Source organism: Mycobacterium barrassiae (assembly GCF_025822765.1).
In the GTDB taxonomy this organism is placed as follows: Bacteria; Actinomycetota; Actinomycetes; order Mycobacteriales; family Mycobacteriaceae; genus Mycobacterium; species Mycobacterium barrassiae.
This window is the reverse complement of record NZ_JACKUK010000041.1, coordinates 21,053-47,563: the sequence shown is the minus strand read 5'-3', so window position 1 is coordinate 47,563 and position 26,511 is coordinate 21,053. Positions and strand designations below refer to the sequence as shown.

Sequence of the window (26,511 nt, the reverse complement as noted above, 5' to 3'; positions counted from 1 at the left end):
GGGCATCAGGTTTGCGACCAGATCGCCGTATCCGCGTCACCTGCGCGATCATGCCAGCGCTTCTAGGATGCCACTATTTCGATTCCGGAACCGATGGGCGACAGCGGCCGAGTGCCTCGGACACCCGCATCGCGGCCGTTTCCCAAGCTCCGGCGACGCTCCGCTGCCCGGCAGCGCCCATGTCGTCCGCGCGCTGCGCGTCACGCAGAAGCACCAGCATCGCGTCGGCCAGTTCCTCACGATTATTCGGGCGCACCAAGAGACCCGTCTTGCCGTCTTTGACCACCTGCGGAATGTCCCCGATCGCAGTCGCCACCACCGGTCGGGCGAAGGTGTACGCCAGATGTGCGACACCACTTTGGGCAGCCTGGAGATAGGGCGTCACGACGAGGCGCACGCTGGAAAAGAGGCTTGAGACTTCATCGACCGCAACGTAACCAGGGCGAGCGTCGATGTTTCCGATCTCATCGGCGCGGGCCAGCAAAGCATCAAGGTCAACTGCGGCGTCGACCGCTCCAGCGAGGATCAGGCGAGCTTCGGGCAGGCTCTTGAGCACCAGCGCAAAAGCTTCAAGAAGCACATGGATTCCTTTGCGGGTGGACCACGTACCGAAGAACAACGCGACCGGAGCGGTATCGGCGACTCGGGCAGCGGCTGGCCCTACGCCCAGCACTCTCTCGTCGCCGTGCGGGATCACTACCACCTCCCCGCGAGGACGCCAGTGCTCCAGCACCAGATTCCTGGTTTGGGGCCCCAGCGTGAAGGCGACATCCATTCGACGCCACGCCGCACCGAAGGCGAACGAGAAGAACCTCCCGGATTTCGGTCGACTGGTGTTCTTCGCGTCCGAACGTGGGAGTGGCTCGTGTGCGACTATTCCCAGCGTCACGTTGCGAAGAACGGCAGCGATCAAGACGACGAACAGCGGCTCGAAGCTGAATCGCCAATGCGACCAAAGCACCGCGAGAGGTCGAATCCGGACCAGATACCAGCCCAGGACCACCCAGGCGAGCATCAACTTCGCAGCCCGCCAACCCCTTCGAGTGACGCGAAGCACCCGTGATGTCGGTGCACCATCCGCACCGTCCTTAGGGTGCCACGTCGGCAATACCGGACGCACTGTGAACCCGGGTTGGGTCGCGGACAGCTCGGGTTCGGGACCGGTTAGTAACTCAACCTGCTCCCCCGTGGCCGCGAGCGCGTCTCCAAGTTGCATGGCGAACTGGAATAGCCCACCGGACGGCGAGAATTCCACCAGTAGGATGGGTCGCTTGGACATTGTGCCGACGCCTTTCGTGGTCCGTCTGTCCGCCGCCGACAGTGTGCAGCGTGCTTCTAGGATGTCGTGCTCATAGATTGCTGCTTCTTGTGTCAAGCAGGTCCGGCGGTTCAGCGCACGCTGCGTAGAACGCGAGTTCCAGATCCAAGAAGTGCTTCTCCCAGGTCCATTCGGAAAGCACATACTGGCGTGCTGCAGTGCCCAACCTCTCAGCTGACTCGGGATCTCTCAATAGTCGAATCACAGCATCAGCGAACGGATCTGGATCATCGGCGATGACCACCGTCTCCTGGGGCGCCCGGATACCCTCGTTCGCCACGGACGAGGCGACTACGGCTTTGCCAGATGCCATGTACTCGATCAACTTGTTCTGCATGCCACCGGCGGCGCGCATCGGGTTGACGCAGACCTGTGCCGATCGAATGAGCACACCCACGTCAGGTACCGTGCCGGTCACCCAAATGCCTTTTCTTCCGTCCAACTTCAGCAACGCCGGTGCTGGATCACGGCCTTGGATCACGAAGGTCGCATCAGGTACTTCAGCGCGTACTGTCGGCCACACGTTCTGGACGAACCAGAGGACTGCCTGGATGTTTGGCGGGTAAAGCATTGACCCGGAAAAGATCACGCGGCCCGGCACGACCTCGTTCGGACGAGCGGCGACAAACTTGCTGGTGTCGGTACCGTGCGCTCCGTAGATCCAGTTGTCGATTTCCGGTTGACCGTGTTTGCGACATTGCTCCTTGATCGCCGTGACGTCGGCAGGTCCGATGAGGACCACCTTGTTGAAATCCTGCCAAACTCTGGCCTCGTATCGCCCCATCACGACGGTCTCAAGGCGATAGACCCACCGCATCAGCAGACTGCGCTCATTATCGGCCATCCGTTTCGTGTTGAGCGTCTGCGACAGTTGGAGCGCAAGGAACGACGCGGTGGCCGGCATCGTCTTCACGGCGGTGGGAATCGCCGGCGCCGTGCGAGGGTAATAGCAGTACACGATGTCGTAGTTGCCGGATTCGATTGCCCGGGCAAGATCACGCTTCAGGCTGTGATTGCGGAACATGCTCACCTGGAGAGGCAACAGAGAGAATGATCCGAGCGTGAGCCCGGCCAGCTTCGCGTACCAAGGCTGAGGATAGATGTGAATCTTGCGGCATGCTTGCTTCAACCACTGCGCCTGCTTTTCGTCCAACTGACCGTCGACGGCTAGGGTGTACAGGTCGACGGCGTGGCCGCGCTGAGCAAGAAAGCTGATGAGGTGCGCCACGGTCATCTGATCGCCCCGCATCATGGGGAACGGAATGCGGCTGTAGACCAACGCGATTCGCAGGGATTGCGGTGCGGATTCGCAGTCCATCACTTTCGGCAATTGGCCGTCGCCCACGATGCCTCCTCTCAGGCTGGGTCCGCTGGACGATCAGGTGACAGTCTCGGTCACCCCGCCCGATTGGCCGGTGTGGTCATGATTGCTTCGAATTCGATTGTGGTCAAACGATCAAGACCCGACTCGTACACCGCCTTTCTGCTCGTACGGCACCTTGGTGGAAACGACCGGCGCTATCCTCGACGCGACCTGGGTGAGGGGGAGCCGTGAAGATCGCCGTCTTGGGCCTTGGGTACGTCGGCACCACTGCTGCCGCGTGCCTGGCAAGCCAGGGGCATGACGTGATCGGCATAGATCCGAATGAGACGAAGGTGAAGGCGATTCTCGACGGTCGCTCACCGATTACCGAGCCGGGGGTGGACGACCTGGTTTCGCGCGCGCGCACCGATGGGTTGATCACGGCCTCTACAACTCTCGTCCCGGAAGTCGCCGAGTGCGAACTCGTCATCGTTTGCGTGGGAACGCCGAGCGCAGCGGACGGATCGCACAACATGACCCACATCGCCGAAGTCTCGCGCCAACTAGCCGATCTAGTGAAGGCACACCCGGGCAGCAAGCTCACCGTTGCGTATCGGTCGACAATCCGTCCGGGGACCATCGAGGAACTGATACGGCCGATTATCACAAGTGTGCTCGACGAGGAGACTTCACGCATCGAGCTCGTATACAACCCAGAATTCCTGCGCGAGTCGTCCGCTGTCGAGGATTTCTTCCACCCTCCCAAGATCGTGATTGGAACAGCGACTGGGGGTCGTTGTGTCGTGCTCGACAGGGTCAATGAAACCATCGATGCGCCTGTCTTCTATGTGAAGTACCGGGAGAGCGAGATCACGAAGTTCGTCGACAATACATTCCACGCGGTCAAGACGGCCTTTGCCAACGAGATCGGGCGCTTGTGTATCCAATTGGGCATCAGTGCATCCGAAATTCATAAGATCTTTATCTCGGATACCAAGCTGAATATCTCACCGCTCTATCTCAGACCAGGAGGCGCCTTCGGTGGGTCATGCCTGCCGAAAGACGTTCGGGCGTTGCAGCACATCTCCCGGATGTCGGGCGGATTCACCCATCTCATCGACTCTCTTACCGCGTCAAATGAAGCTCACAAGTCGTTTATATTCGAGTACGCGACCCGCGGGCTGAACCATGGATCGCGTGTATTGATGGTCGGGATCGCCTTTAAGGACAATACTGACGACTTACGCGAAAGCCCGAATGTCGACCTGGCCCGCATGCTGATCACGGCCGGATATCAGTTGTCGATTTTTGATCCACACGTTGCGCCAGAGAACCTCATGGGGCAGAACCTAGGAGTGTTGTCCAATTCACCGTTCATACGGCAACTTCTCGTGGATCAAGCGGAAGCGGAGAGTGGTGAATGGGATTTGGTAATCGACACCCGAGGTACAGCTGCTGAGTACTCGCTGAAAGCGGTCCGAACCGTAGACGTCAAGCGCTTAGCGTAGCCAAGCAGTTGCATGACCGCTCGTTGCCATTCTTGCGCGAATCCGTCTGGGCAATTTCCCAGACTGGAACTACCATCAAGCGGGTGAGGGGAAAAATCCTCGCTGGTCGGGCGCTGGCCCCTACGATAGGGGTGTTCGCACTCGCCCTTGTCGCGACTGTAATGCCTAGCAACCCTCCCATGGGGACCCCTGCGGAGGTCAGTGTGAATTCTGGCACAGGGCTTCCGCGTAATGCTACGGAAAATTTGGTCATTGATTCGCAGCCGATGAGCGTATCAGCGGTGGAAAAGGACTATGCCTTTTCCATTCCAGCCCGCGACGTCTATCGGTTTGAGGTGCGTAATAATGATTTCGGCTGGAGTGGTGATGAAGCGAATAATAATCGCCGATCTGAACTCGTTTCGAAAGGTGAGAAATACAATTCCGGCGAAACCCTATGGTCCTCATTCTCCTTCGTGGTCGGGCCCGACCACCTACCGTTCGACGCCGACGGCGAAATTCCCAGTCCCTACCACCACATCATTCACCAATGGCATTCCGTGGACACCGTAGCGGGTCGCTCACCACTATTCGCCATCGAGTTGCGGGACGGCGATTTCATCGTGTCGACACGATCCGACGACGACCCCAGCCGCAATGTGATCCACTATTCGAAGAGTCGCCCCACCGATGGCGTCGCGCACAATGTGGTGGTAGCGGGCCTGCTTGGTAGAGACGGTCACCTGGATGTATGGTTGGACGGCAAACGGATCGTTGATGTTGACACTGCAATCGGCTACTACAACGACGACGGCCCCCTCGCATATCCCCATTGGGGGATCTACCAGCACAATGTGGATGACCCGGCCGTTCTTTACCACGCCAACATCGAGTGGGGTCGCGCAGATTTATCGGCGCGAATAGTCAGGCCGTTGGCTGTCGTCAAACCGCCGGGCGGATGGGTTTGACGCTGAGCCGTGCCGGAGGGAGTCATCCTCTAAGTAGGGCAGGATCGTCCCGGACCATCGCGTTTTGTCATCCCCGCCACCCCCGCGCACCGTCGCCGCGGGTATCGGCGCTTCCCCCGCTCGGCAATCACTTCGGCATACAGGTCCGTCAGGTTGTCGACCCATGTCGACAACGCATACCGGTTCTCGATGAGATCGCGTCCCGCCCTGCCGAACTCCTCGGCTCGCTCCGGGTGGTCGATCACGTCCAGTAGCGCCGCGGTCAGCGCCTCGTCGTCGCTGATCGGCACCAGCCGCCCGGTAACCCCATCGATCACGATCTCGCGGGTGCCGCCGGCGTCGGCCGCCACTACTGGCAGTCCGCACGCGGCAGCTTCGATCAATGCCGTGGGCAGCGCCTCGTCGATGGATGCCGATACCACCCCGTCCACGCCGTGCAGGATGTCGACCACGTCCTCGCGGCGTCCCAGCATGCGCACGTTGGCGATCAGGCCGAGCTCTTCGATCGCGGCTTCTGTGGCCTCCCGGCTCGGGCCGTCCCCGACGATGAGCAAGGTCGCGCGCGGGTGTGCGGCCACCACGGCTGCCCAGGCCCGCACCAGACCGACATGGTTCTTGTCCGGACGCATCGCGGCGACGCACGCCCACACCGGGGCATCGACCGATTGGGCCCTCGGCCGCGGCGCATAGCTCGTCGTGTCGACGCCGTTGGGGATCACTCGCCAGGTGTCGCGTGCCGGGCCGTGTCGTTGGGCGAACTCCTCGCGGGCGTGCTGGGAGATCAGGACAAGCCGCCCCAGACGCGCGGGCACCCGGATGGACAGCCGCTCCTTGAGCCACTCACCACCCCGCAGCCGGTGCGGAGGATTGACGTGCAGGGTGGCGACGGCCGGCTTGCCGGCCAGGCGCGCGGCTATTGGAACGACGATCGCGGCGTAGCCAAGATGCGCGTGCACGACGTCGACGGGCGCCTGCCGAATCGCGCGAACGACCCGCATGAAGCCCACCGGGTCAAGCAGCCGGCGCATACCCAGAAACGTCGGTTTCAGGCCCGACTCGGTAAGGCGGTCCAGCAGCTGGTTACTGCCCTGGCCAGCAGGTTGTAGGCTGGCGACCGAGATATCCAGTGAAGCAGACGCGTGCCGGCCCAGTTCGGCGACCAGGTTCTCTGCGCCCCCGAAGCTGAACGAGTCGAGCACCATCATCACGCGGATCGGCAGGTCGGAATCGGGCGTCGAACTCTGTTCATGGGTCATCTGGTTGCATCTCCCCGGATGGCGGATACGCCAAATCCCTGTCTATCGCACGCGTATGTGCGCAGGTGGCGTTTGGTATGTTTTGCAGATTTCGACATCTCTGGCCGAAGGGGATGACGTTGGCAAAAGAAGCGGTGGCGCGGCTGCTGTGCGCGACTGGAGTGCCGGCAATCGCGCGGCGGCACCGTCGAGGTCAGCTGGCGATTCTGATGTATCACGGTGTCGAGCCCACAACGTTGATACCGCCATGCTGGCATGTTCTCGATGCCACCGCCTTTCGCCGGCAACTCGAGTACGTCCGACAGGTTTATCGGGTCCTTCCGCTCGAGGAGGCGCTGGGGCAGCTTGAAACGGGGACTCTTCCGGACCGGGCAGCAACGCTGACGTTCGACGACGGAACCCGTAACCTCGCCACACAGGCCGCGCCCATCCTGCGCAGCCTCGGGCTACCGGCAGCAGTTTTCTTGGCCACCGGGCCGATGGGCACCTGTGAGACGCTGTGGCCCGACCGGTTGTGGCTGGCGTTCGCCCGCACGGAACACACCGAGGTTGATCTGACCACCCTGGGCTTGGGCGCACACCCTCTCGGCAGCGCCGCCCGCCGCGGAAAGGTGTACGCCGCGGCGGTGAATCGGCTCAAAGCACTGCCCGACAACCAGCGGATCGAGCGGACCGAGTGGCTGATCGGCACCCTCGGGCAGCAGGCCGACAACGATCCCGGGCCGTTTGAGATGCTCTCCTGGTCGCAGGCCCGCGCGCTTGCTGCCGACGGGCGGGTCACCCTGTACCCGCACACCGTGACCCACCCGATCCTCGCGCGGTGCCCGGACGAGAAGGTACAGCGCGAGATTGACGACTCCTGCGATGCGCTGCAGGAGGAGACCGGCCGCGCGCCAAGAGTTTTCGCCTATCCCAACGGCCGCGTACAGGATTTCGACGACCGCGCCAAGCAGGCGCTGCGCCGCCGCGGCGTGCGGTGGGCGCTGTCGACCGTCGAGGGCTTCGCCGACCGCGACAGCGATCCGCTAGCCCTGCCGAGGCTGGGCATTGGCAGCGACCTGTCGTTCGCCCGCTTCCGGTTGCTGACCTCCGGCGCGCTGACCTGACCACTGTTCGTCGCGTTTGGAGGGGTATGGACGAAGCGCACGTGAGGCGCGCCGGCGAGCTGGCGGAGCGCCTCTTGGAAGCTCAGCTAGTCCGCATCTGACCATGCGCGCCAAGCGCTCTCGACGGCGCTGGCTAGATCATGTCTTGATTCCCAACCTAGTTCGTCACGTATCAGCCCCGGGTCGGCAACTACTTGGGCGGGGTCACCAGGCCTCGGCGCGGTGATGTCGCACGAGAATTCGATGCCTGTCACCTGTCGTGTCGCGGTCATGACCTCGAGGACGCTAGTGCCGGTACCGGTACCGACGTTATATGTGTCGGCTAAGTCGGTGGTCACCATATGGTTGATGACGGCTACGTGCGCATCCGCGACGTCCTCGACATGGACGTAGTCGCGGATGCACGTTCCGTCTGGAGTCGGATAGGTATTGCCGTAGATCTTGGGACGCACACCCGAGGTGATCGCCCTGAATACCCTTGGAATCAAATTGTTCTCGCCTCGGTCGGCCATCCTCGGTTCGGCGGTACCGGCCACATTGAAATATCGCAGCGCCGACCAGCTGATCCGATGCGCCGCCGCGACGTCGCGAATCATCTGCTCGCCCATCAATTTCGTCCAACCGTACGGCGACGATGGAACGGTCGGCGAGGTCTCGATCACCGGACTGTCCGAAACGACTCCGTAAACCGCTGCGCTAGAGGAGAACAGAATGCGCGTTGTTCCGGCGGCGACCATTGCGGACAGCACCCTATGCATGCCGATTACGTTTTCGTTGTAGTACTTCAGTGGATCGGCAATGGACTCTTCCACGGCCTTCTTTGCTGCGATGTGCACGACGGCCTCCGCGGAATGTGCACGCAATGACGATTCGACGAAGCCGTCATCGAGCACAGAACCAACGAACAGCGCAATGTCGGAAGCGAGGCGGCTACGACTTCCGGTGGAGAGGTCGTCGAGGGCGGCGACGTTATGCCCCGCCTGCTGCAGCGCCCTGACTACGTGTGCTCCAATGTATCCTGCTCCACCCGTCACCAAGACTCTCACCGCAAACTCCTAGGGCTGAACGCGATCCGATGGAGGGCCGACGGCCTCATTCATGAGACCACATCGAGCAACCCAGGGCGGCCACCAGCAGAACGCAAACTCCCAGACGTGGGAAACCGCCGTCTGGCCGGAGGCGATCAACGCTGCGATGCGCAGTGAAGAGTCCGACTGTGTCGGGAGAAGACAAACCAGCTGGCCTCGCGTCGAGGTTCTGGGTCATCGTCAAACGATCACCGGGCGGCGATCAGCGATCGAGGCGTAGTTGGCCACACTGACTGTTACCAACTACGCCGAAATCACTCGTTACACGTCGAAATACAGCGCAACCTCGTAGGGGTGAGGACGGATCTGCACCGGCATGATCTCGTTCTCCCGCTTGTAGGAGATCCAGGTCTCGATCAGGTCCTCGGTGAAAACGCCACCCTCGGTGAGGTATTCGTGATCCTCCTCGAGCTTGTCGATCACCGCGGACAGCGAGGTCGGGGCCTGCGGGATGTTGGCGGCCTCGTCCGGCGGCAACTCGTAGAGGTCCTTGTCGACCGGGGCCAGCGGCTCGATCTTCTTCTTGATGCCGTCGAGCCCGGCCATCATCATGGCCGCGAACGCCAGGTACGGGTTACCCGAGCTGTCCGGCGCACGGAACTCGAGGCGCTTGGCCTTCGGGTTGTTGCCGGTGATCGGGATACGCACCGCGGCCGACCGGTTGCGCTGGCTGTACACCAGGTTGATCGGGGCCTCGTAGCCCGGCACCAGGCGCTTGTAGGAATTCACCGTCGGGTTGGTGAACGCCAGCAGCGACGGCGCGTGGTGCAGGATGCCGCCGATGTAGTGGCGCGCGGTGTCCGACAGGCCGGCGTATCCGGACTCGTCGTGGAACAGCGGCTCGCCGTCCTTCCACAGCGATTGATGGGCGTGCATGCCGGAGCCGTTGTCGCCGAACAGGGGCTTGGGCATGAACGTCACCGTCTTGCCCGCCGCCCATGCGGTGTTCTTCACGATGTACTTGAACAGCAGCAGGTCATCGGCCGCGTGCAACAGCGTGTTGAACTTGTAGTTGATCTCCGCCTGGCCGGCCGTACCCACCTCATGGTGGCCGCGCTCGATCTCGAAGCCGGCGTTCTGCAGGTTCGTGGTGATCTGGTCGCGCAGGTCGACGAAGTGGTCATACGGTGCGACGGGGAAGTACCCGCCCTTGGGGCGCACCTTGTAACCACGGTTGGCGCTGCCGTCGGCCTCGACCGGCTCGCCGGTGTTCCACCAGCCGGCTTCGGAGTCGATCTCGTAGAACGTGCCGTTCATCTTCGAGTCGAAGCTCACCGAGTCGAAGATGTAGAACTCGGCCTCGGCACCGAAGTAGGCGGTGTCGGCGATGCCGGTGCTGGCGAGGTAGTTCTCCGCCTTGCGGGCCACGTTGCGCGGGTCGCGCGAGTAGGCCTCGCGGGTGAACGGATCGTGCACGAAGAAGTTGATGTTGACCGTCTTCGCCGAGCGGAACGGGTCGATGCGCGCGGTCTCCGGGTCGGGCAAGAGCATCATGTCGGACTCGTGGATCGACTGGAAGCCACGCACCGAGGAACCGTCGAACGCCAAACCGTCTTCGAAGACACTCTCGTCGAATGCGGATGCCGGGATCGAGAAGTGCTGGACCACGCCGGGCAGATCGCAGAACCGGATGTCGACGTACTCGACTTCCTCATCCTTGATCAACTTAATGACGTCGTCGGCCGTCTTTTCTGCCACTGATAACTCTCCTTATATCTGGTAACCCGCGCGTTGACGCTAAGGACACGATGTTGCACCACCGTCAACCGCATGTTGCGCCGAAGTTACGCAATCGGGCCCCGCATATCCTGACAGTATGGCCCGCCCACTGGGGTCCTGGCTGTCGGGGTCCGAACCCGGTGGCCAATCAGGACCCAACGATTATCCCGGTCAACGCCTCGGCCTTCCCCCGTCCGGCCCTGGCTCGATTGCCGGGTTCGGCAGGCGTATCGCGGCGCTGTTGATCGACTGGTTCATCGCGTACGGCCTCGTCGGGCTGGTCGTCGCGCTTGGCCTGATGAGCCAGGAGAACTTCCTCTACACCCCGCTGGGTTCGACGTCGATCGCGGTGGTCTGGCTGGTGCTCGGCATCATTTCGGTACGGCTGTTCGGATTCACGCCCGGTCAGCTGGCACTGGGATTGCGCGTGGCCTCCGTGGACAACCGCATGCACGTGGGCCTTGGCCGCGCGACGGTGCGGGGGATTCTGGTGTTCTTCGTCATCCCGGCTCTGTTCACCGACAGCGATCTGCGTGGCTATCAGGACCGCTTCACCAACACGGCCGTCGTCAGACGCTGATCCGTCAGGCCTCGTGGCGAATCTGGCCGTTCATCATGGTCATCGTCACCTTCGCCTGGTGGATCTCGTGCGGATCGATCTCCAGGATGTTCTTGTCCAGGACGATCATGTCGGCGAGCTTGCCGGTCTCCAGCGAGCCCACCTTGTCGTCAAGTCGGATCTGGTAGGCGGCTCCGAGGGTGTTCGCATGCACCGCCTCGGCGACCGACAACCGCTGATCGGCGGGCGCCAGCACCGGCTCGTCCGCTGACCCGATGAGTTGGCGCGTCACCCCGATCTGGATCGAGTCCAGCGGCTTGTAGGTGGAGAAGTAGCCCGCCGCCGGCCAGTCGGTGCCCAGCGAGATCCGTCCGCCCGACTTGAGGACGTCCTGGGTGCGATAAAGGAGGTCCTGCCGCGGCCGGCCGTACCGCGCGGCCAGGTTCTCGACGGTATCGGGGTCAGCCGAGATCCAGTTCGCCGAGAACTGGGCGATGACGCCGAGCTCGCCGAACCGTCGGGCGTCGGGGTCCTCGACGTAGACCAGATGCGCCACCGTGTGTCGCCGGTCCCGGGCCGGGTTCGCGGCGATAGCCGCCTCGATCGAGTCCAGCGCGGTGCGGGCGGTGCGCTCACCGCATGCGTGCACGTGCACGTCGAACCCCGCGGCGTCGACCTCCCGGATGAGTTGGCGCCATTGGTCTTCGGTGAACGGTGACCCGCCGATGGAGTCGGGTTTGTCGGCGTAGGGCTCGATCAACCAGGCCGTGTAGCCCTCCTGGGTGCCATCGCCGATGATCTTCACCACACCGACCTGGACCAGTTCGGTCGAGATCCGGTCGCGGATGCCGGTCAGCTTCGCGACCGCGTCGTCGACCGGTGGCGACTTCACGCTGTAGGACGCGACGACCCGGAACGGCAGATCGCCGGCCTTCTCGACGTCGGTGTACAGGCTGATCAACGCGCCCTGGTCGTTGCCGATGGGCGGCACCCCGGCGTCGAAGACCGACGTGATCCCCGCCTCGGACGCCTTGGGCAGCCAGGCGCGCAGCAGGGTTTCCATGGTGTCGGGGCCGATCGGCTCGATGACGTTGACGATGCCGAGGACGGCGTCCACCTCGAGCACGTAGCCGGTGGGTTCACCGTTCTCGTCGCGGACGTAATAGCTGAACCCGGGGATGGGGTCTTCGGATTCGCGGCTGACCCCGGCGATCTCGAGTGCCTTGCTGTTGGCCCACAGGCTGTGGCCGTCGATGGCGAAGAAGAAGCCGGGCCGGTCGGGCAGGACGCGGTCCAGGTCGGCGCGGGTGGGCCCCTCCGGGCCGAACATGTCCACCCGCCAACCGAATCCGCGGACGGGACCGTCGGGATTCTCCTTGGCGTACTTCTCGATCGCGGCCAGCGCGTCGGCGCCCGTGGGGACCTGCAGGTCGACGCCGGTGGTCAGGAACGCGCCGAGGAACGGATGGATGTGGCCCTCGACGAACCCGGGCATCAGCAGCCGACCGCCCAGGTCGATGACCTTGGTCGACGGTCCGGCGAGTGCCATCGCCCCCGCCTCGTCGCCCACGTACGTGATCGTGTTCCCCGTGACGGCGACGGCTTCGGCCCACGGTGTCGCGGGGGAGACCGTGTAGATCGGGCCGTTGCGGAACACGAAGTCGGCGCGGTCGGGCTCGTCGGCGAGGCCGGCGGAGGTGTCCGGCGTCCCGGGGTCGGGCTGCATCGAACAGGCACTGGCGGCCGTCACCGCGGCCGTGATCGCGGCCGCCGTCAGCAGCGTGCGACGCGTGAGGTGCGTGCGGTTACCGAATGCGGCGAAATGAGGCGCCCATTCGCATGCAGTGCACACCGAGTGCCGTTATCTGCGGCGTACGGTGCGTTGGACGCCGCGCATCTTGGCCTGGGTGGGCAACGGACCCTTCGGCATCGCCGCGGGGCCGATCTTGGTGCCGAGCGCGGCCAGCTTCGATTCGACCGCGTCCATCTGCTTGACGGTGATGTTGGCCGGCAGCTTGTTCAGGTGGCGTTCCAGCTTGGCCAGCGGAACCTCGCCCTCGCCGTTGCCGATGACGATGTCGTAGATCGGGGTGTCGCCGACCAGCCGCGCGGTGCGCTTCTTCTCCTGGGCCAGCAGCGGCTTGACCCGGCTGGGCGATCCCTCACCCACGAAGATCACGCCGGGACGGCCGATCACCCGGTGCACCGCGTCGAAGTGGCCGGTGGCCGCGACGCCGGGGGTGACGCGCCACTTACCGCGCAGGTTCTCCAGCGCCCACGCCGCGGCGCCGGTCTGGCCCTCGGCCTTGCGGTACACCGACTTCTGGGCGCGACGGCCGAAGATGATGAACGCCACCAGCGCGCCCAGGACCACGCCCAGCGGAATCATCATGTATGTGGTGAAGCCGCCCGCGAAGATTCCGAGCGCCACCGAGCCCGCCACGATCAGCACGAACGCGCCGATCATGTAGGGCAGCAGCCGCTTGTCCTCTTTGCGCTGTATCTGGAACGCCTGCCAGAGCTGGCTGCGTCGCTCCTTGGATGCCGCCTTGCGGGCCGCCTTTGCCTCAGCCTTGGCGGCCTTGACCTCGGCAGGGTTGCGGGATTTCGCCATTGGTTCAGGATACGGAGTCGGAAATTGCGGCTGCGTCGGCTTCCGGCTGCCGCGAACGGACCGCCTGCGCGTACAGTCGCCCCGCCCGGTACGACGAGCGCACCAGCGGCCCCGCCAGCACACCGGCGAAGCCGAGTTCCTGGGCGAAGCGTTCGTGCTCGACGAACTCCTCGGGCTTGACCCAGCGCTCCACCGGATGGTGTCGCACCGACGGCCGCAGATACTGCGTGATGGTGACGAGGTCGCAGCCCGCGGCGTGCAGATCGGTCAGCGCGGCGCGAACCTCGTCGGGCGTTTCGCCCATGCCGAGAATGAGGTTGGACTTGGTGACCAGACCGTCGGCGCGAGCGGCGGTCAGCACCGAGAGGCTGCGTTCATAACGGAACGCGGGCCGGATCCGTTTGAAGATGCGCGGCACCGTTTCGACGTTGTGCGCCAACACTTCTGGGCGTGAGGCGAAAACCTCGGCCAACAGCTTCGGGTCGGCGTTGAAGTCGGGGATCAGCAACTCGACTCCGGTGTTGGGGTTGAGTTCCTTGATCGCACGCACCGTCTCGGCGTACAGCCACGCGCCGCCGTCGGGAAGGTCGTCGCGGGCGACTCCGGTCACCGTCGAATAGCGCAGCCCCATCGCCTGCACGCTTTCCGCGACACGGCGCGGCTCGTCACGGTCGAGTTCGGCGGGCTTGCCGGTGTCGATCTGGCAGAAGTCGCAACGACGGGTGCACTGTTCGCCGCCGATGAGGAAGGTGGCCTCGCGGTCCTCCCAGCATTCGAAGATGTTCGGGCAACCGGCCTCTTCGCAGACGGTGTGCAGACCTTCACGCCGCACCAAGGCCTTGAGTTCCTGGTACTCGGGGCCCATCTTGGCCCTGGTCTTGATCCACGGTGGCTTGCGCTCGATCGGCGTCTCGGCATTACGGACCTCGAGACGCAGCAGTTTCCGACCTTCAGGCGCGACTGTCACTGCGTCAATGCTACCGACAGGCGGCCGTCGAGAGCGTCACAGACAGCTGCGGCCACCGGTTCGATGACGTCGGAGACGCTCACCGATCGGCCCAGTTCGGCGGTCAACGACGTGACCCCGGCGTCGGAGATGCCGCACGGCACGATCGCGGAGAACGCCGAGAGGTCGCAGTCGCAGTTGATCGCGAACCCGTGCAGCGTCGTCGCCCGCGACACCCGGATGCCGATCGCGGCCACCTTGCGCGCCGGGCCGCGTGAGTCGGCAGGCACCCACACCCCGGAGCGGCCCTCGACCCTACGGGTCTCCACGCCGAGGTCCGCGCATACCTTGATAAGCGATTCCTCAAGGCGCCGAACGAAATTCACCACATCCAAAGGTTCGGCCAGTCCGATCACGGGATAGCCGACCAGCTGTCCCGGGCCGTGCCAGGTGATCTTGCCGCCGCGGTCGGTGTCGATGACGGGGATGTCGGGCGCGCCCGGCCTTTCGCTGGGCAGTGTGCGCTTGCCCGCGGTGTACACCGGCGGGTGTTCGAGCAGCAGCAGGGTGTCGGGGCCACCGGCGATGCGTTTTTCGGCCAGTTCGCGCTGTAGCTGCCAGGCCTGCTCGTAGTCGAGGGTGCCCAGGCGGCGTACGTCGACAGGTGTGTTCACCGACCGAATGGACACTGGCGCCATATCTGTGACGTTACGCGCTAGCTGGCTTTGGGCGCGGTCGCGAATGCCAGCGCCTCGCCGATTGTGTTGTGGTGGAACTCGAACCCGGCCCGTTCCAGGGCGGCGGGGATCGCGCGCTGACCGCCGAGCAGGCCCTCGTCGGCGAATTCGCCGAACGCGGCCCGCAGCGCGAAGCCGGGCACCATCAGCGGTGTCGGCCGATTCACGGCGCGGCCCATCGCGGCGGTGAACTCCGCATTGGTGACCGGCGCCGGGCCGGTCACGTTCACCGGGCCCGCCAACTCGTCGTGCGTGATCGCGAAGAGCACCGCGCGCACCTGGTCCTCCAGGCTGATCCACGGCATGTACTGGCGTCCGCTGCCCAGCCGCGCGCCGAGGCCAAGGGAGAACAGCCTCTTCAGGCGGCCGAGCACACCGCCGGCCTCGGTCAGCACCAGGCCGGTGCGCAGCAGCACCACGCGGGCGCCGTCGCTCTCGGCCGGTGCGGTCGCGGCCTCCCAGTCCCGGCAGAGCTGCGCCAAAAAGCCGGTCCCCGGAGGAGCGGCCTCGTCGACGACGCGGCTGCCGGTGTCGCCGTAGTAGCCGACCGCGCTGGCGTTGATCAGCACGGGAACACCGGCGTCGACGACTGCCGAGGACAGCACTTCGGTCGGCCCGATCCGGCTGTCGCGCAGGCTCTGCTTGAACGCACCCGACCATCGCTTCTCCCCGACGTTGACGCCGCACAGGTTCACCACGGCGTCGACCCCTTCCAACGCGCTTGGGTCGAACTCGCCGGTGTCGGGGTTCCAGAACAGCTCGTCGGCGTTGGACGGCGCGCGGCGCACGATTCGCAACACTCGCCGGTCGGTGGCTCTGAGGGCATAGACCAGTGCGGAGCCGATCAGACCGGATGATCCGGCGATCGCGATGACGGCGTCGGACACGACGGGCGCCAGTCCTTCCTTGTGCTTTACAGGCCCAGGTCGGCCTCGAATGCGCCTTCCTCGAGGCGGCGCTTGACGGTGGTCAGGAAACGTCCGGCATCGGCACCGTCGATCAGGCGGTGGTCGTAGGTCAGCGGCAGGTAGCAGATGGACCGCACACCGATCGACTCGTTGCCGGAATCGTCGACGATCACCCGAGGCCGCTTGACGATCGCGCCGGTGCCCAGCATCGCCGCCTGCGGCGGCACCAGGATCGGCGTGTCGAACAGTGCGCCCTGGCTGCCGATGTTGGTGATGGTGAACGTGCCGCCGGACAGCTCGTCGGGCTTGAGGTTGCCCGAGCGCGCGCGCTCCGCGATGTCGACGATCGCGCGTGCCAGCCCGGCCAGCGACAGATCGCCGGCGTTCTTGACCACGGGGGAGAGCAGACCCTGCTCCGTGTCGACGGCGAACCCGAGGTGTTCGGCGTCGTAGTAGGTGATCTCCTTGGTCTCTTCGTTGTAGCTGGCGTTGATGTTCGGATGGGCCTTCAACGCGTCGATCACCGCGCGGGCGATGAACGGCAAGTACGTCAGGTTGACGCCTTCCCGCTCCGCGAACTCGTTCTTCGCGCGCGCACGCAGCGCCACGATCTTGGTCATGTCGACCTCGTGGGTTTGCGTCAATTGCGCTGTGGCCTGCAGGGATTCGCGGGTCTTCTTCGCGGTGAGCTGACGGATCCGGTTGGCCTTCTGGGTGGTGCCGCGCAGATGCGCCAGGGCGGGCGCGGGTGCGGGCGCCTCCTTCGGCGCGGGTGCGCTCGACGGTGCCTGGGCCGCAGGCGCGGCAGCCGGAGCCTTCTTGGCCTCGGCCGCTGCGAGGACGTCCTGCTTGCGGATCCGTCCGCCGACGCCGGTGCCCTTCACCGACGCCAGGTCGATGTCGTTCTCCGCGGCGAGCTTTCGCACCAGCGGGGTGACGTACGGCGATCCGTCACCCGACGGTGCCTCCGCGGCCGGCTCGGCTTTCGGTTCCGGCTTGGGCTCGGGTTTGGGTTCCGGTTTGGGTTCCGGTTTGGGTTCTGGCTTGGGTTCGGGTTCCGGCTTAGCTTCCTGGGCGGGTTCGGGTTTCGGCTCGGGCTTCTTCTCCGGCTCCGGCTCCGGTTCGGGTTCGGGCGCCGGTGCGGCCTCGGCAGCGGCGTCCGCGTCGCCGATCTTGGCCAGCTCGCCACCGACCTCGACGGTGTCGTCCTCCTCGGCGGTGATCGACACCAGCGTTCCGGCCACCGGCGACGGGATCTCGGTGTCGACCTTGTCCGTCGATACCTCGACCAGCGGCTCGTCCACCTCGACCGAGTCGCCGACCTTCTTCAGCCACCGGGTCACCGTGCCCTCGGTCACCGATTCGCCCAGCTCGGGCATCAGCACCGGGGTCGCCGAGCCCGACGACTTGGCCGCCGGCTTGGCGGCGGGTTCGGGCGCTGCTTCCTGCTCCTCGGCGGCGGGTGCCTCCTGCGCGGCAGGTTCCTCGGCGGGCTTCTCCTCTTCGACCGGTTCCTCGGCGGGTTCTTCGGCCGGCTCCTCGTCCGCCCCGGAGTCGCCTCCGCTGGACTCACCCGCCTCACCGATGATCGCCAGCTCGCCGCCGACCTCGACGGTGTCGTCCTCCTGGGCGACGATTTTCTGCAGCACACCGGCCGCGGGCGAGGGGATCTCGGTGTCGACCTTGTCGGTGGAGACCTCGAGCAGTGGCTCATCCTGTTCGACAGTGTCTCCCTCTTGCTTGAGCCAGCGGGTCACAGTCCCCTCTGTAACGCTCTCGCCGAGTGCGGGCATCTGAACGGAGATGGCCATGTGGTTGGGCTCCCTCGAACGGTCTGTCGCAGGTGGTCGATGTAACTGTTCCCATCCTGTCACGTTCGTACCAACAGTTCGTCGCGGACTCGACGACCCGTTGCTCTGGCACTATCGAAAGAGTTAGCCGAGGGGGAAGAAGGGATAACACCCACGGTGGGTTTGTTCGACAGGTTCACGCGCGGTGCGCGCAAACGGAACAGCGGCGGGAACGACCCGGCCGCGGATCTGAGGTACCTCCGCCAATGGGTGGCCGACCACCACGGCGTCGAGGCCTTCGTCGAACCGCGAACCACCGTCACCGACCTCACGGTCGTGCTGGTCGCCCACGACGGCGAATGGACCAGGCGGCGCGCAGGGGGAGAAGCCGGGGCTCGCCGGCTGTCGGAGAACCTCAAGATCCCGGTCTACGACGTCCAGAAGGTCGGATATCCCCAGCGGATGCGTGACTACGACGCGCGCCGCCGGCTCGAACGCAAACGTGCGGCCCGCCAGGAGCTGGAAGAAGGCTGATACGGTACCAGCGGTCCCACTAACTTGCGGAGGCGCCATGGCAGCGACGGCGGAGGTTACCGAGCGGCTGGTCGACAGCAGCGACGGAGTCCGGATCGCGGTGTACGAGGAGGGCAACCCCGACGGGCCTCCGCTGGTTCTGGTGCACGGCTGGCCCGATTCCCATGCGCTGTGGGACGGCGTCGTTCCGTTGTTGGCCGACCGGTTCCACATCGTGCGCTACGACAACCGTGGGGTGGGGCGCTCATCGGTGCCCAAGTCCGTTTCGTCGTACACGATGGCCTCCTACGCCGATGACTTTGCCGCGGTGATCGACGCGGTGACGCCGGGCGAGCGGGTGCATGTGCTCGCACACGACTGGGGTTCGGCTGGCATGTGGGAGTACCTGTCCCGTTCGAACGCAAGCGATCACGTCGCGTCGTTCACGTCGATTTCGGGGCCGAGCGCCGATCACATGAACCGATTCATCATCGGTAGCCTCATGCGGCCGTATCGTCCGCGCCAGTTTCTCCGCGGGCTGAGCCAACTCTTGCGGCTCTCGTACATGATCTTCTTCTCGATACCCGTGCTGGCGCCGCTCGCGGTGCGTCTCTTCATCGCCGACGGCGTCAAGCGCACGCTGACGGTGCGCGACGGCATTCCCGCCGACCGGATCCACCACTCGGCAACCTACAAGTCCGATGCCGTCAACAGTTTGAAGGTGTACGGCGCCAACTATTTCCGCACTCTGCGGTCGGCGCGCAAAGATCACTATGTCGATGTGCCGGTGCAGGTCATCGTCAATACCCGAGATCAATTCGTGCGGCCGTTCATCTACGACAAGATCAAGACGTGGGTGCCCCGGTTGTGGCGTCGTGACATCAAATCCGGTCACTGGGCGCCGATGTCGCATGCACCGATGATCGCGGATTCGGTGCGGGAACTGGTCGACCATCTCGAGGGAAAGCCCGCGGCCCGCGGTCTGCTGCGTGCGCAGGTCGGGCGAAAGCGCGAATACTTCGGCGACACATTGGTTTCCGTCACGGGAGCGGGTAGCGGCATCGGCCGCGCGACGGCTCTGGCTTTCGCTCAAGAGGGCGCCGAGGTCGTGGTGAGCGACGTGAACGAGGCGGGGGTCAAGGAGACCGCGGCGGCGATCGCCGCACGCGGCGGCGTCGCTCACGCGTACACCCTCGATGTCGCCGACGCGGAGGCGGTCGAGCGGTTCGCCGAACAGATCTGTGCCGAGCACGGCGTGCCGGACATCGTCGTCAACAATGCGGGCGTCGGCCACACCGGGATGTTCCTCGATACGCCGGCCGAGGAGTACGACAGGGTGCTCGACATCAATTTCGGTGGAGTCGTCAACGGCTGCAGGTCCTTTGGCCGTCGACTCGTCGAGCGGGGCGCGGGTGGACATATCGTCAATGTGTCGTCGATGGCCGCCTACTCGCCGCAGCAATCGATGAACGCCTACGCGACGAGCAAGGCGGCGGTATTCATGTTCAGCGATTGCCTGCGTGCCGAGTTGGACCAGGCCGGTGTTGGATTGACGACGATCTGTCCCGGTGTGATCGACACCGACATCGTGCGTACGACGAGGTTCGACGTGCCTGCCGACAAGGCCGACAAGGTCGATGCCCGCCGAGCGCAGATCGAAAAGGCTTTCGCTGCACGGCGGTACGGCCCCGACAAGGTGGCCAAGGCGATTCTGTCGTCGGTCAAGAAGAACAAGGCCGTTCGCCCGGTGGCACCCGAGGCGTACTTCGTCTACGGCGCGGCGCACCTGTTCCCGCAGGCGATGCGCAGTACCGCCCGTGGAAAGGTGCTGTAGCCAGCCGATCTCGCGGGGCGCGACCCGGCCGGGGGGGATATGTACGTTGTGCCAGCCTCGTAGCGACTTTGTCGCTGAAGTCGGCCTCGACGGTAGTAATTGAGCGACAAAGTCGCTAAGAGGCTGGCACGAAGGCATGTTGGCCTGGGACGCCGACCGCGTTTGGGACGCCGACCGCGTCTGGGACGCCCACGCCCACGACACCCGTGGCACCCGCGCAGGCCGGGCTAGCCGTTCTGCGAGATGTCCTCCAGCACCGCGAACATCGTCCGCGTCGGCACCCCGGTGCCGCCCTTGACCGTGTAACCCCACGGCCCACCGGTGTTGTACGCCGGCGCCGCGATGTCGATGTGTGCCCACTGGACGCCGTCGGCGACGAACTCGCGCAGATATGTGCCTGCGACCAGCATTCCGGCGAAGCGCGATCCGCTGACGTTCGCCAGGTCGGCCACGGTGGACTTGAGGTCGTCCTTGAGTTCCTCCGGCAGCGGCATCGGCCACCCGTTCTCGCCCACCTCCTGCGAGCGCGCGGCCACCCGGTCGCGGAACTCGTCGCTACCCATCACGCCCGGCGTGCGCGAGCCGAGTGCCACGGTCTGGGCGCCGGTCAGCGTCGACGTCTCGATCAGGTAGTCGGGGCTGTCCTCGCAGGCCCGCACGATTGCGTCGGCCAGGATCAGCCTGCCCTCCGCGTCGGTGTTGAGCACCTCGACGGTGATGCCGCCGTACTGGGTGAGCACGTCGCCGGGCCGCTGCGCCGTCGCCGACGGCATGTTCTCCGCCATCGGTACCGTGGCGATGACGTCGATCGGCAGCTTCTGCCTGGCCGCCAGAACCACGGTCGCGATGACCGCGGCCGCCCCGCCCATATCCGAGGTCATGTGGTGCATGTTGGCGGCCGGCTTGATCGAGATGCCACCCGTGTCGAACGTGATGCCCTTGCCGACCAGCGCGACCGTCTTGGCTTTCCTGCTCTTACCGCCGCGGTACGCCAGCCGGACCAGCCGGGGCGGGCGCGATGACCCCTTGCCGACGCCGGTGATCCCGCCGTAGCCGCCCTTGGCCAACGCTTTCTCGTCGAGCACCTCGACCTGGAGACCGGCGGACTCACCCAAAGCCTTTGCACGGTCGGCGAATTCGGCGGGATAGAGGTGACTGGGCGGCGTGTTCACGAAGTCGCGCGCGGTCGCCACGGCTGTCGCGATGTCCGTCGCACGCGTCGCCGCCTCTTTGGTCTTCGTCTTCGTGTCGGCCGTCAGGGCGGTGATGGTGCGCAACCCGTTGTCCTTGGGCGCGGTCTTCTCGCTGCGGAAGTCACTGAACCGGTAGGCGCCGAGGATCAGGCCTTCGATCGCGGCGGCGAGATCGATGTCCGACAGCGTGGTGATCACCGCCTCGGTGCCGTTGAGGGACCGCGCGGCCACCCCGGCGGCGCGGCGGATCACCTCCGACGGCCAGCTCTCGCGGTCCTTACCCAGCCCGACCGCCAGCACGCTGCCCACCGGCAGCGACGGTGCGATCACCCGGGTGACCTGGTCAGGCCCGCCCTTGGCGCCCAGCGCCTCCAGCGCCACCTCGATCTCGCCGACGGCCTCGGCATCGAGGAACGGGTTGCCGACGACAGTCGCCTTGGCGTCGTCCCCCTCCCCGCTGACCACGGCGACGATCAGTACGGAGCCGTCGACCTTGCGCTTGGGCAGCGACGAGCTGACGGTGACGGTGGGGGCCTGGTAACCGGTGCTAGCTGGGCTCACGAGCGATAACCATATCGCTCACCGGGAAAGGTGCAGGTCGTAGGCTGCGACCGGCTTGTCGAACCCCTTGAGTATCAATGGTTCCTGCGGGATCGCGGGCCAGGCCGACAGCTCGTCGCGGACATCGGTGGACGCCAGGATCTGGCCGGGCGCCGCCGCCGCGACCAGACGGGCGGCCAGGTTCACCGGAGTCCCGAAATAGTCGCCGCCGATGGCCAACACCGGACCGTAGCCCAGCCCCGCGCGTACGTTCAGGCCGGTCTCGCGGGCCCGCGGATGCTCCACCAGATCCATCGCCACCTTGACCAATAGGTCGGGCGTCGTGGTCACCCACATCACCTCGTCGCCGATGAACTTCACCAGACGGCCGCCGTCGGCGTGCACCAGGTCCGACACCGAGCCGCCGAAATCGGTGAGCAGTTCGAACAGGTCGGTGGGGTTCAGCACCTGCGTCAGTTGCGTGAAGCCGGTGAGGTCCGCGAATCCCACCCCGCATATCACGGTGGCCGACGCGTCGGTGATGACATTCTCGAAATGGGTTCGGGCGCTGATGGTGTGGTGCCTGAACACCACGTCCATCAACACACCGAAGGTGTGGGTGATCTCCGTGACGGACCGATACGCCTTCGCGGTGGTGAGCTCGTCGCCGCTGATGGCCATCAGCACATCGGGTTGTGACATCCGCACCATCGTCCCGGCCGCCTCGGCAATGCGGGCCAGCGCATTGCCCATGATCCGCAGGAACCCGAGCGCCGGGTCGTCACCGACGAGTTCCTTGATGGCCACCCACTTCGCGAGCCCGTCGATGTCCAACTGACTCAGCGAAATCGTGTCCGGGTCGGTGGCCGTCAGCCCCATCGCTTTCCAGACGGTCACCAGCTCGGTCAGTGTCACGCCGAGCTTCTCCGCCGCCGTACGCATGCTGTAGATCGGACGCCCCGGCCCCTGCAGCGCGTCGCCGGCCAGGCCGAACAACCGGCCCTGGCGTTCGGCCTCGACCATCTCCTCGACGGTGAAGCCCAAACCGACGAGGTATTCGATCAGCCCCGCCCGCCCGCGCGCGTTGGCGATTCCAGCGGCTTCTAGCGCGTCGAAATCGACCACAGGTGTGAGTGTGCCAGTCGCAGCCGTACTGTGGACTGCCGTGAGCGAAGTCCTTTCCGGCCCATTAGAGGAACGTCATCGCCAGCTTGGCGCCAGTTTCGCCGAATTCGGCGGCTGGCTAATGCCCGTCTCCTATGCGGGCACCGTCACCGAGCACAACGCGACGCGCACCACCGTCGGGCTGTTCGACGTCAGCCACCTGGGCAAGGCGCTGGTGCGCGGCCCCGGCGCCGCCGAGTACGTGAACTCCGCGCTGACCAACGACCTCCGTCGCATTGGTCCGGGCAAGGCGCAATACACGTTGTGCTGCACCGAATCTGGCGGCGTGATCGACGATCTGATCGCCTACTACGTCTCCGACGACGAGATCTTTCTCGTCCCCAACGCCGCCAACACCGCCGCAGTGGTCGCCGCGCTGAAAGAACATGCACCGGCCGGTCTCACCATCACCGACGAGCACCGGTCATACGCGGTGCTGGCAGTGCAGGGGCCGAAGTCGCCTGAGGTGCTCGGCGCGCTCGGACTGCCGACGGGCATGGACTACATGGGATATGTCGACGCCGAGTTCAGCGGTGTCCCAGTTCGGGTGTGTCGCACCGGTTACACCGGTGAGCACGGCTACGAACTGCTGCCGCCGTGGGATCAGGCCGGTGTGGTGTTCGACGCGCTCGTGGACGCGGTCGGTTCGGCCGGGGGAGAGCTGGCGGGTCTGGGTGCCCGCGACACGCTGCGCACCGAGATGGGTTATCCGCTGCACGGCCACGAGCTGTCGCTTGAGATATCACCTCTGCAGGCGCGGTGCGGCTGGGCGATCGGCTGGAAGAAGGACGCATTCTGGGGTCGCGACGCGCTGCTGGCCGAGAAGGAGGCGGGGCCGAAGCGGCTGCTGCGCGGGCTCAAGGCCGTCGGTCGTGGGGTGCTGCGTGCCGATCTCACCGTGCTCGACGGCGATACCCCGGTCGGTGTGACGACGTCCGGCACCTTCTCGCCTGGGTTGAAAGTCGGAATCGCATTGGCTCTGATCGACAGCGCCGCAGATGTCGCCGACGGACAGCACGTTTCGGTCGACGTTCGGGGTCGCCCGCTCGAATGTGAGGTGGTCAAGCCACCGTTCGTGGAGGCGAAAACTCGGTAGTCAGCGGAGATACAATCGCCTCATGACTGACGGCCCCCTCGAATTCACCGCCACGCGCAACGCGAATCCGGCGAGCGACGAGGTACGGGCTGGCATCCTGGCGAACCCCGGGTTCGGCCAGTTCCACACGGACCACATGGTGTCGATCGACTACGTCGAGGGCAAGGGCTGGCACAACGCACAGGTGGTCCCGTACGGCCCTATCGAACTCGACCCGTCGGCGATCGTGCTGCACTACGCGCAGGAGGTCTTCGAGGGCCTCAAGGCCTACCGCTGGGCCGACGGGTCGATCGTGTCGTTCCGGCCGGAGGCCAACGCCGCCCGACTGCGCACCTCGGCCAGGCGCCTCGCCATCCCCGAGCTCTCCGAGGAAGACTTCATCGAGTCGCTGCGCCAGTTAATCGCGGTCGACGAGCCGTGGGTGCCGCCTGCCGGCGGCGAGGAGTCGCTGTACCTGCGGCCCTTCATATTCGCGACCGAACCGGGGCTCGGTGTTCGGCCAGCCACCGAATACCGCTATCTCGTGATCGCCTCGCCGGCGGGCGCGTACTTCAAGGGCGGCATCAAGCCGGTGAGTGTGTGGCTGTCGACCGAGTACGTGCGCGCCTGCCCGGGTGGCACCGGCGCGGCCAAGTTCGGCGGCAACTACGCCGCCTCACTGCTGGCGCAGAAACAGGCCGCGGACAACGGGTGCGATCAAGTGGTGTGGCTCGACGCCGCCGAACGCCGCTACGTCGAGGAGATGGGCGGCATGAACCTGTTCTTCGTGTTCGGCAGCGGCGGATCGGCACGGTTGGTGACGCCGGAACTCAGTGGTTCGATCCTGCCGGGCGTCACCCGAGATTCCTTGTTGCAGTTGGCCACTGACGCCGGATTCACGGTCGAGGAACGCAAGATCGACGTCGACGAGTGGCAGAAGAAGGCGGCAGCAGGCGAGATCACCGAGGTGTTCGCCTGCGGCACCGCGGCGGTCATCACCCCGGTCGCCCACGTCAAACACGCCGAGGGCGAATTCACCATCGCCGACGGCGGCCCCGGCGAAATCACCATGGCCCTGCGTGACACGTTGACGGGAATTCAGCGCGGTACGTTCGCCGACACGCACGGCTGGATGGCGCGGCTGAACTGAAATGCACGAGGACCCCACCGCAGCGGTGGGGTCCCCGGCTATTGATGTGTGTGTCAGCCGAGCGATGGGTCGTGCTCGGGGCAGTAGGTGGCGACGGACGCACCGACGAAGAACGCCGAGTCCTCCTCGGTCAGCTTCGTGGTCGAGGCGACGGAGCCGACCGCGTCGTAGAGCGACTGGCCTTTGTCGAACATCTTGCAAACGTCGGCGGCGAGGCTGACCGCTTCCTTGGTCGAGGGCGGCTGGATGCCTTCGTCTTCCAGCACGCTGACGAACATGTCGTCGGTGGTGGTGGCGCCCGCGATGCTCGTGCTGACCAGAGCAGCGATGCCCAGGCTGGAAGCGACGGCGGCGGCGCCGATGACAGCGGTGAGGTGGCGGTAGGTCGGCATTTCGGGATCCTTTCGGTGGTGGGTCTCCCTGGTGGGTGAGAAGAGACTCCAACACCGCGCTTGACGAATCCTTGTCAGATTCTTGGGACGTTCCCGCCCAGGTCAGGCGCCCTTCAGTGGGGCCCGATCGCCAAACCGACCGCCGCCACCGTCGTCGTGATCTCGACCGCCGCGCCAAGCGCATCCCCGGTGATACCACCGAACCGGCGCACACAGTGCGCGACCAGCGCGGCACCGCAAGCCAACGCGACGAGCACCGCCAGCGGTCCCTGCCACGGCCTCGGCCCCGCCGCCACCGCTACGCCTGCGACCGCGATCACCCACACCGCCACGACTGCGATCGGCTGGGTGCCCGCGACGCCCGCCCCGAGCGAGCTGCCTGCCGCCGCGGGTACCGAGCGGCGACACGCCAGCACCGCCGCCACCCGCCCCGCCGCCACCGCGACGATGACGCCGATCGCGGTGCCGCCCGTGAACGCGAACGACTGCGCCAGCAGCGCGACCACCAGCGCCGCGACGCCGAACGGGCCCGCCGACCCGTCGCGCATCACCTCCAGCGCGCGTGCCGGCGGGCCGTAGCAGCCCAGTCCGTCGACGGTGTCCGACAGTCCGTCGGCGTGCAGGCCGCGGGTGGCGAGCAGCAACACGGCGACCGCGAGCACGCCACCCAACGGATTCGACGGCCCGAATGCCCACTGAGAAGCCCACAGGGTCGCGGCCGCCGCGGCCCCGAGCGCCAGCCCGACCAGCGGAAGTGCCGTCAACGCGCCCCGTCCCAACGGTGCAGACGAGCGCACCGGCAGCACGGTCCCGAACGCCAACGCCGCGGCCAGCGAGCGGATCACCGCGGG

Annotated in this window: 23 protein-coding genes; 8 read left to right on the top strand and 15 right to left on the bottom strand. The window is 65.4% G+C overall.

Annotation, left to right across the window (positions count from 1 at the left end):
- Positions 1-73: 73 nt before the first annotated feature.
- Together H7J93_RS29500 and H7J93_RS26095 are read right to left on the bottom strand one after the other, a co-directional pair.
- On the bottom strand, positions 74-1,279 hold the full coding sequence (locus H7J93_RS29500; protein WP_372508046.1) for a glycosyltransferase family 4 protein: 1,206 nt from the start codon (positions 1,277-1,279) through the stop codon (positions 74-76).
- Positions 1,280-1,349: 70 nt separating this feature from the next.
- Complete coding sequence (locus H7J93_RS26095) at positions 1,350-2,663, bottom strand: glycosyltransferase family 4 protein (protein WP_267309177.1); 1,314 nt, start codon at positions 2,661-2,663, stop codon at positions 1,350-1,352.
- Between the two features lie 206 nt (positions 2,664-2,869).
- Between H7J93_RS26095 and H7J93_RS26090 the strand changes: the two genes are divergently transcribed.
- Positions 2,870-4,129: a nucleotide sugar dehydrogenase gene (locus tag H7J93_RS26090; protein ID WP_267309176.1), complete on the top strand. Its 1,260-nt coding sequence runs from the start codon at positions 2,870-2,872 to the stop codon at positions 4,127-4,129.
- A gap of 179 nt (positions 4,130-4,308) precedes the next feature.
- Positions 4,309-5,076, top strand: coding sequence for a heparin lyase I family protein (locus tag H7J93_RS26085; protein WP_267309175.1), 768 nt, complete (start codon positions 4,309-4,311; stop codon positions 5,074-5,076).
- Positions 5,077-5,105: 29 nt separating this feature from the next.
- Here the strand turns inward: H7J93_RS26085 and H7J93_RS26080 are convergent, their stop codons facing one another.
- On the bottom strand, positions 5,106-6,332 hold the full coding sequence (locus H7J93_RS26080; RefSeq protein ID WP_267309174.1) for a glycosyltransferase: 1,227 nt from the start codon (positions 6,330-6,332) through the stop codon (positions 5,106-5,108).
- A 119-nt stretch (positions 6,333-6,451) separates the two neighbouring features.
- Between H7J93_RS26080 and H7J93_RS26075 the strand changes: the two genes are divergently transcribed.
- Entirely contained in the window at positions 6,452-7,438 is a 987-nt protein-coding gene (locus tag H7J93_RS26075; protein ID WP_267309173.1) for a polysaccharide deacetylase family protein, read from the top strand.
- Between the two features lie 86 nt (positions 7,439-7,524).
- Here H7J93_RS26075 and galE read toward each other — a convergent pair whose 3' ends face one another.
- Together galE and glnA are read right to left on the bottom strand one after the other, a co-directional pair.
- Entirely contained in the window at positions 7,525-8,484 is a 960-nt protein-coding gene (gene galE, locus H7J93_RS26070) for a UDP-glucose 4-epimerase GalE (protein ID WP_267309172.1), read from the bottom strand.
- Between the two features lie 303 nt (positions 8,485-8,787).
- A complete protein-coding gene (gene glnA / locus H7J93_RS26065) occupies positions 8,788-10,224 on the bottom strand; it encodes a type I glutamate--ammonia ligase (RefSeq protein ID WP_267309171.1) in 1,437 nt (478 codons plus the stop codon).
- A 118-nt stretch (positions 10,225-10,342) separates the two neighbouring features.
- Here glnA and H7J93_RS26060 point away from each other — a divergent pair, with 118 nt between their 5' ends.
- Positions 10,343-10,825 carry an RDD family protein gene (locus tag H7J93_RS26060; RefSeq protein WP_267309170.1) on the top strand — a complete coding sequence of 161 codons (483 nt, stop codon included), beginning with the start codon at positions 10,343-10,345 and terminating at the stop codon, positions 10,823-10,825.
- Positions 10,826-10,829: 4 nt separating this feature from the next.
- On the opposite strand, the gene H7J93_RS26055 is transcribed toward H7J93_RS26060, so the two are convergent.
- From H7J93_RS26055 to sucB, 6 genes are read right to left on the bottom strand one after another with little or no spacing between them, the layout of a single operon-like run.
- On the bottom strand, positions 10,830-12,656 hold the full coding sequence (locus H7J93_RS26055) for an amidohydrolase (protein ID WP_267309169.1): 1,827 nt from the start codon (positions 12,654-12,656) through the stop codon (positions 10,830-10,832).
- A 9-nt stretch (positions 12,657-12,665) separates the two neighbouring features.
- Positions 12,666-13,418 (bottom strand): DUF4191 domain-containing protein, encoded by a 753-nt coding sequence (locus H7J93_RS26050; protein ID WP_267309168.1) that lies wholly within the window; start codon positions 13,416-13,418, stop codon positions 12,666-12,668.
- A 4-nt stretch (positions 13,419-13,422) separates the two neighbouring features.
- Positions 13,423-14,385 (bottom strand): lipoyl synthase, encoded by a 963-nt coding sequence (gene lipA / locus H7J93_RS26045; protein WP_267309167.1) that lies wholly within the window; start codon positions 14,383-14,385, stop codon positions 13,423-13,425.
- Positions 14,382-15,062 (bottom strand): lipoyl(octanoyl) transferase LipB, encoded by a 681-nt coding sequence (gene lipB / locus H7J93_RS26040; RefSeq protein WP_267309166.1) that lies wholly within the window; start codon positions 15,060-15,062, stop codon positions 14,382-14,384. Before lipB ends, lipA begins: the two co-directional genes overlap by 4 nt.
- A 17-nt stretch (positions 15,063-15,079) precedes the next feature.
- Positions 15,080-15,988, bottom strand: coding sequence for a TIGR01777 family oxidoreductase (locus tag H7J93_RS26035; protein ID WP_267309165.1), 909 nt, complete (start codon positions 15,986-15,988; stop codon positions 15,080-15,082).
- A 26-nt stretch (positions 15,989-16,014) separates the two neighbouring features.
- The gene (sucB, locus tag H7J93_RS26030) at positions 16,015-17,820 is read right to left on the bottom strand and encodes a 2-oxoglutarate dehydrogenase, E2 component, dihydrolipoamide succinyltransferase (protein ID WP_267309164.1); all 1,806 of its coding nucleotides are present in this window, start codon (positions 17,818-17,820) and stop codon (positions 16,015-16,017) included.
- Between the two features lie 156 nt (positions 17,821-17,976).
- On the opposite strand from sucB, the gene H7J93_RS26025 reads away from it, so the two are divergent.
- Both H7J93_RS26025 and H7J93_RS26020 read left to right on the top strand, forming a co-directional pair.
- A complete protein-coding gene (locus H7J93_RS26025) occupies positions 17,977-18,333 on the top strand; it encodes an oxidoreductase (RefSeq protein ID WP_267309163.1) in 357 nt (118 codons plus the stop codon).
- Positions 18,334-18,370: 37 nt separating this feature from the next.
- A complete protein-coding gene (locus H7J93_RS26020) occupies positions 18,371-20,146 on the top strand; it encodes an SDR family oxidoreductase (protein WP_267309162.1) in 1,776 nt (591 codons plus the stop codon).
- Positions 20,147-20,373: 227 nt separating this feature from the next.
- Here H7J93_RS26020 and H7J93_RS26015 read toward each other — a convergent pair whose 3' ends face one another.
- Together H7J93_RS26015 and H7J93_RS26010 are read right to left on the bottom strand one after the other, a co-directional pair.
- Entirely contained in the window at positions 20,374-21,900 is a 1,527-nt protein-coding gene (locus H7J93_RS26015) for a leucyl aminopeptidase (RefSeq protein WP_267309161.1), read from the bottom strand.
- A gap of 18 nt (positions 21,901-21,918) precedes the next feature.
- Complete coding sequence (locus H7J93_RS26010; protein WP_267309160.1) at positions 21,919-23,004, bottom strand: adenylate/guanylate cyclase domain-containing protein; 1,086 nt, start codon at positions 23,002-23,004, stop codon at positions 21,919-21,921.
- A 40-nt stretch (positions 23,005-23,044) separates the two neighbouring features.
- Between H7J93_RS26010 and gcvT the strand changes: the two genes are divergently transcribed.
- Together gcvT and H7J93_RS26000 are read left to right on the top strand one after the other, a co-directional pair.
- Positions 23,045-24,139 carry a glycine cleavage system aminomethyltransferase GcvT gene (gcvT, locus tag H7J93_RS26005; RefSeq protein ID WP_267309159.1) on the top strand — a complete coding sequence of 365 codons (1,095 nt, stop codon included), beginning with the start codon at positions 23,045-23,047 and terminating at the stop codon, positions 24,137-24,139.
- Between the two features lie 22 nt (positions 24,140-24,161).
- Positions 24,162-25,268: a branched-chain amino acid aminotransferase gene (locus tag H7J93_RS26000; RefSeq protein WP_267309158.1), complete on the top strand. Its 1,107-nt coding sequence runs from the start codon at positions 24,162-24,164 to the stop codon at positions 25,266-25,268.
- A gap of 53 nt (positions 25,269-25,321) precedes the next feature.
- Here H7J93_RS26000 and H7J93_RS25995 read toward each other — a convergent pair whose 3' ends face one another.
- Both H7J93_RS25995 and H7J93_RS25990 read right to left on the bottom strand, forming a co-directional pair.
- Positions 25,322-25,660, bottom strand: coding sequence for a DUF732 domain-containing protein (locus tag H7J93_RS25995; RefSeq protein WP_267309157.1), 339 nt, complete (start codon positions 25,658-25,660; stop codon positions 25,322-25,324).
- A gap of 113 nt (positions 25,661-25,773) precedes the next feature.
- Positions 25,774-26,505 (bottom strand): adenosylcobinamide-GDP ribazoletransferase, encoded by a 732-nt coding sequence (locus H7J93_RS25990; RefSeq protein ID WP_267309210.1) that lies wholly within the window; start codon positions 26,503-26,505, stop codon positions 25,774-25,776.
- Between the last annotated feature and the right edge of the window lie 6 nt (positions 26,506-26,511).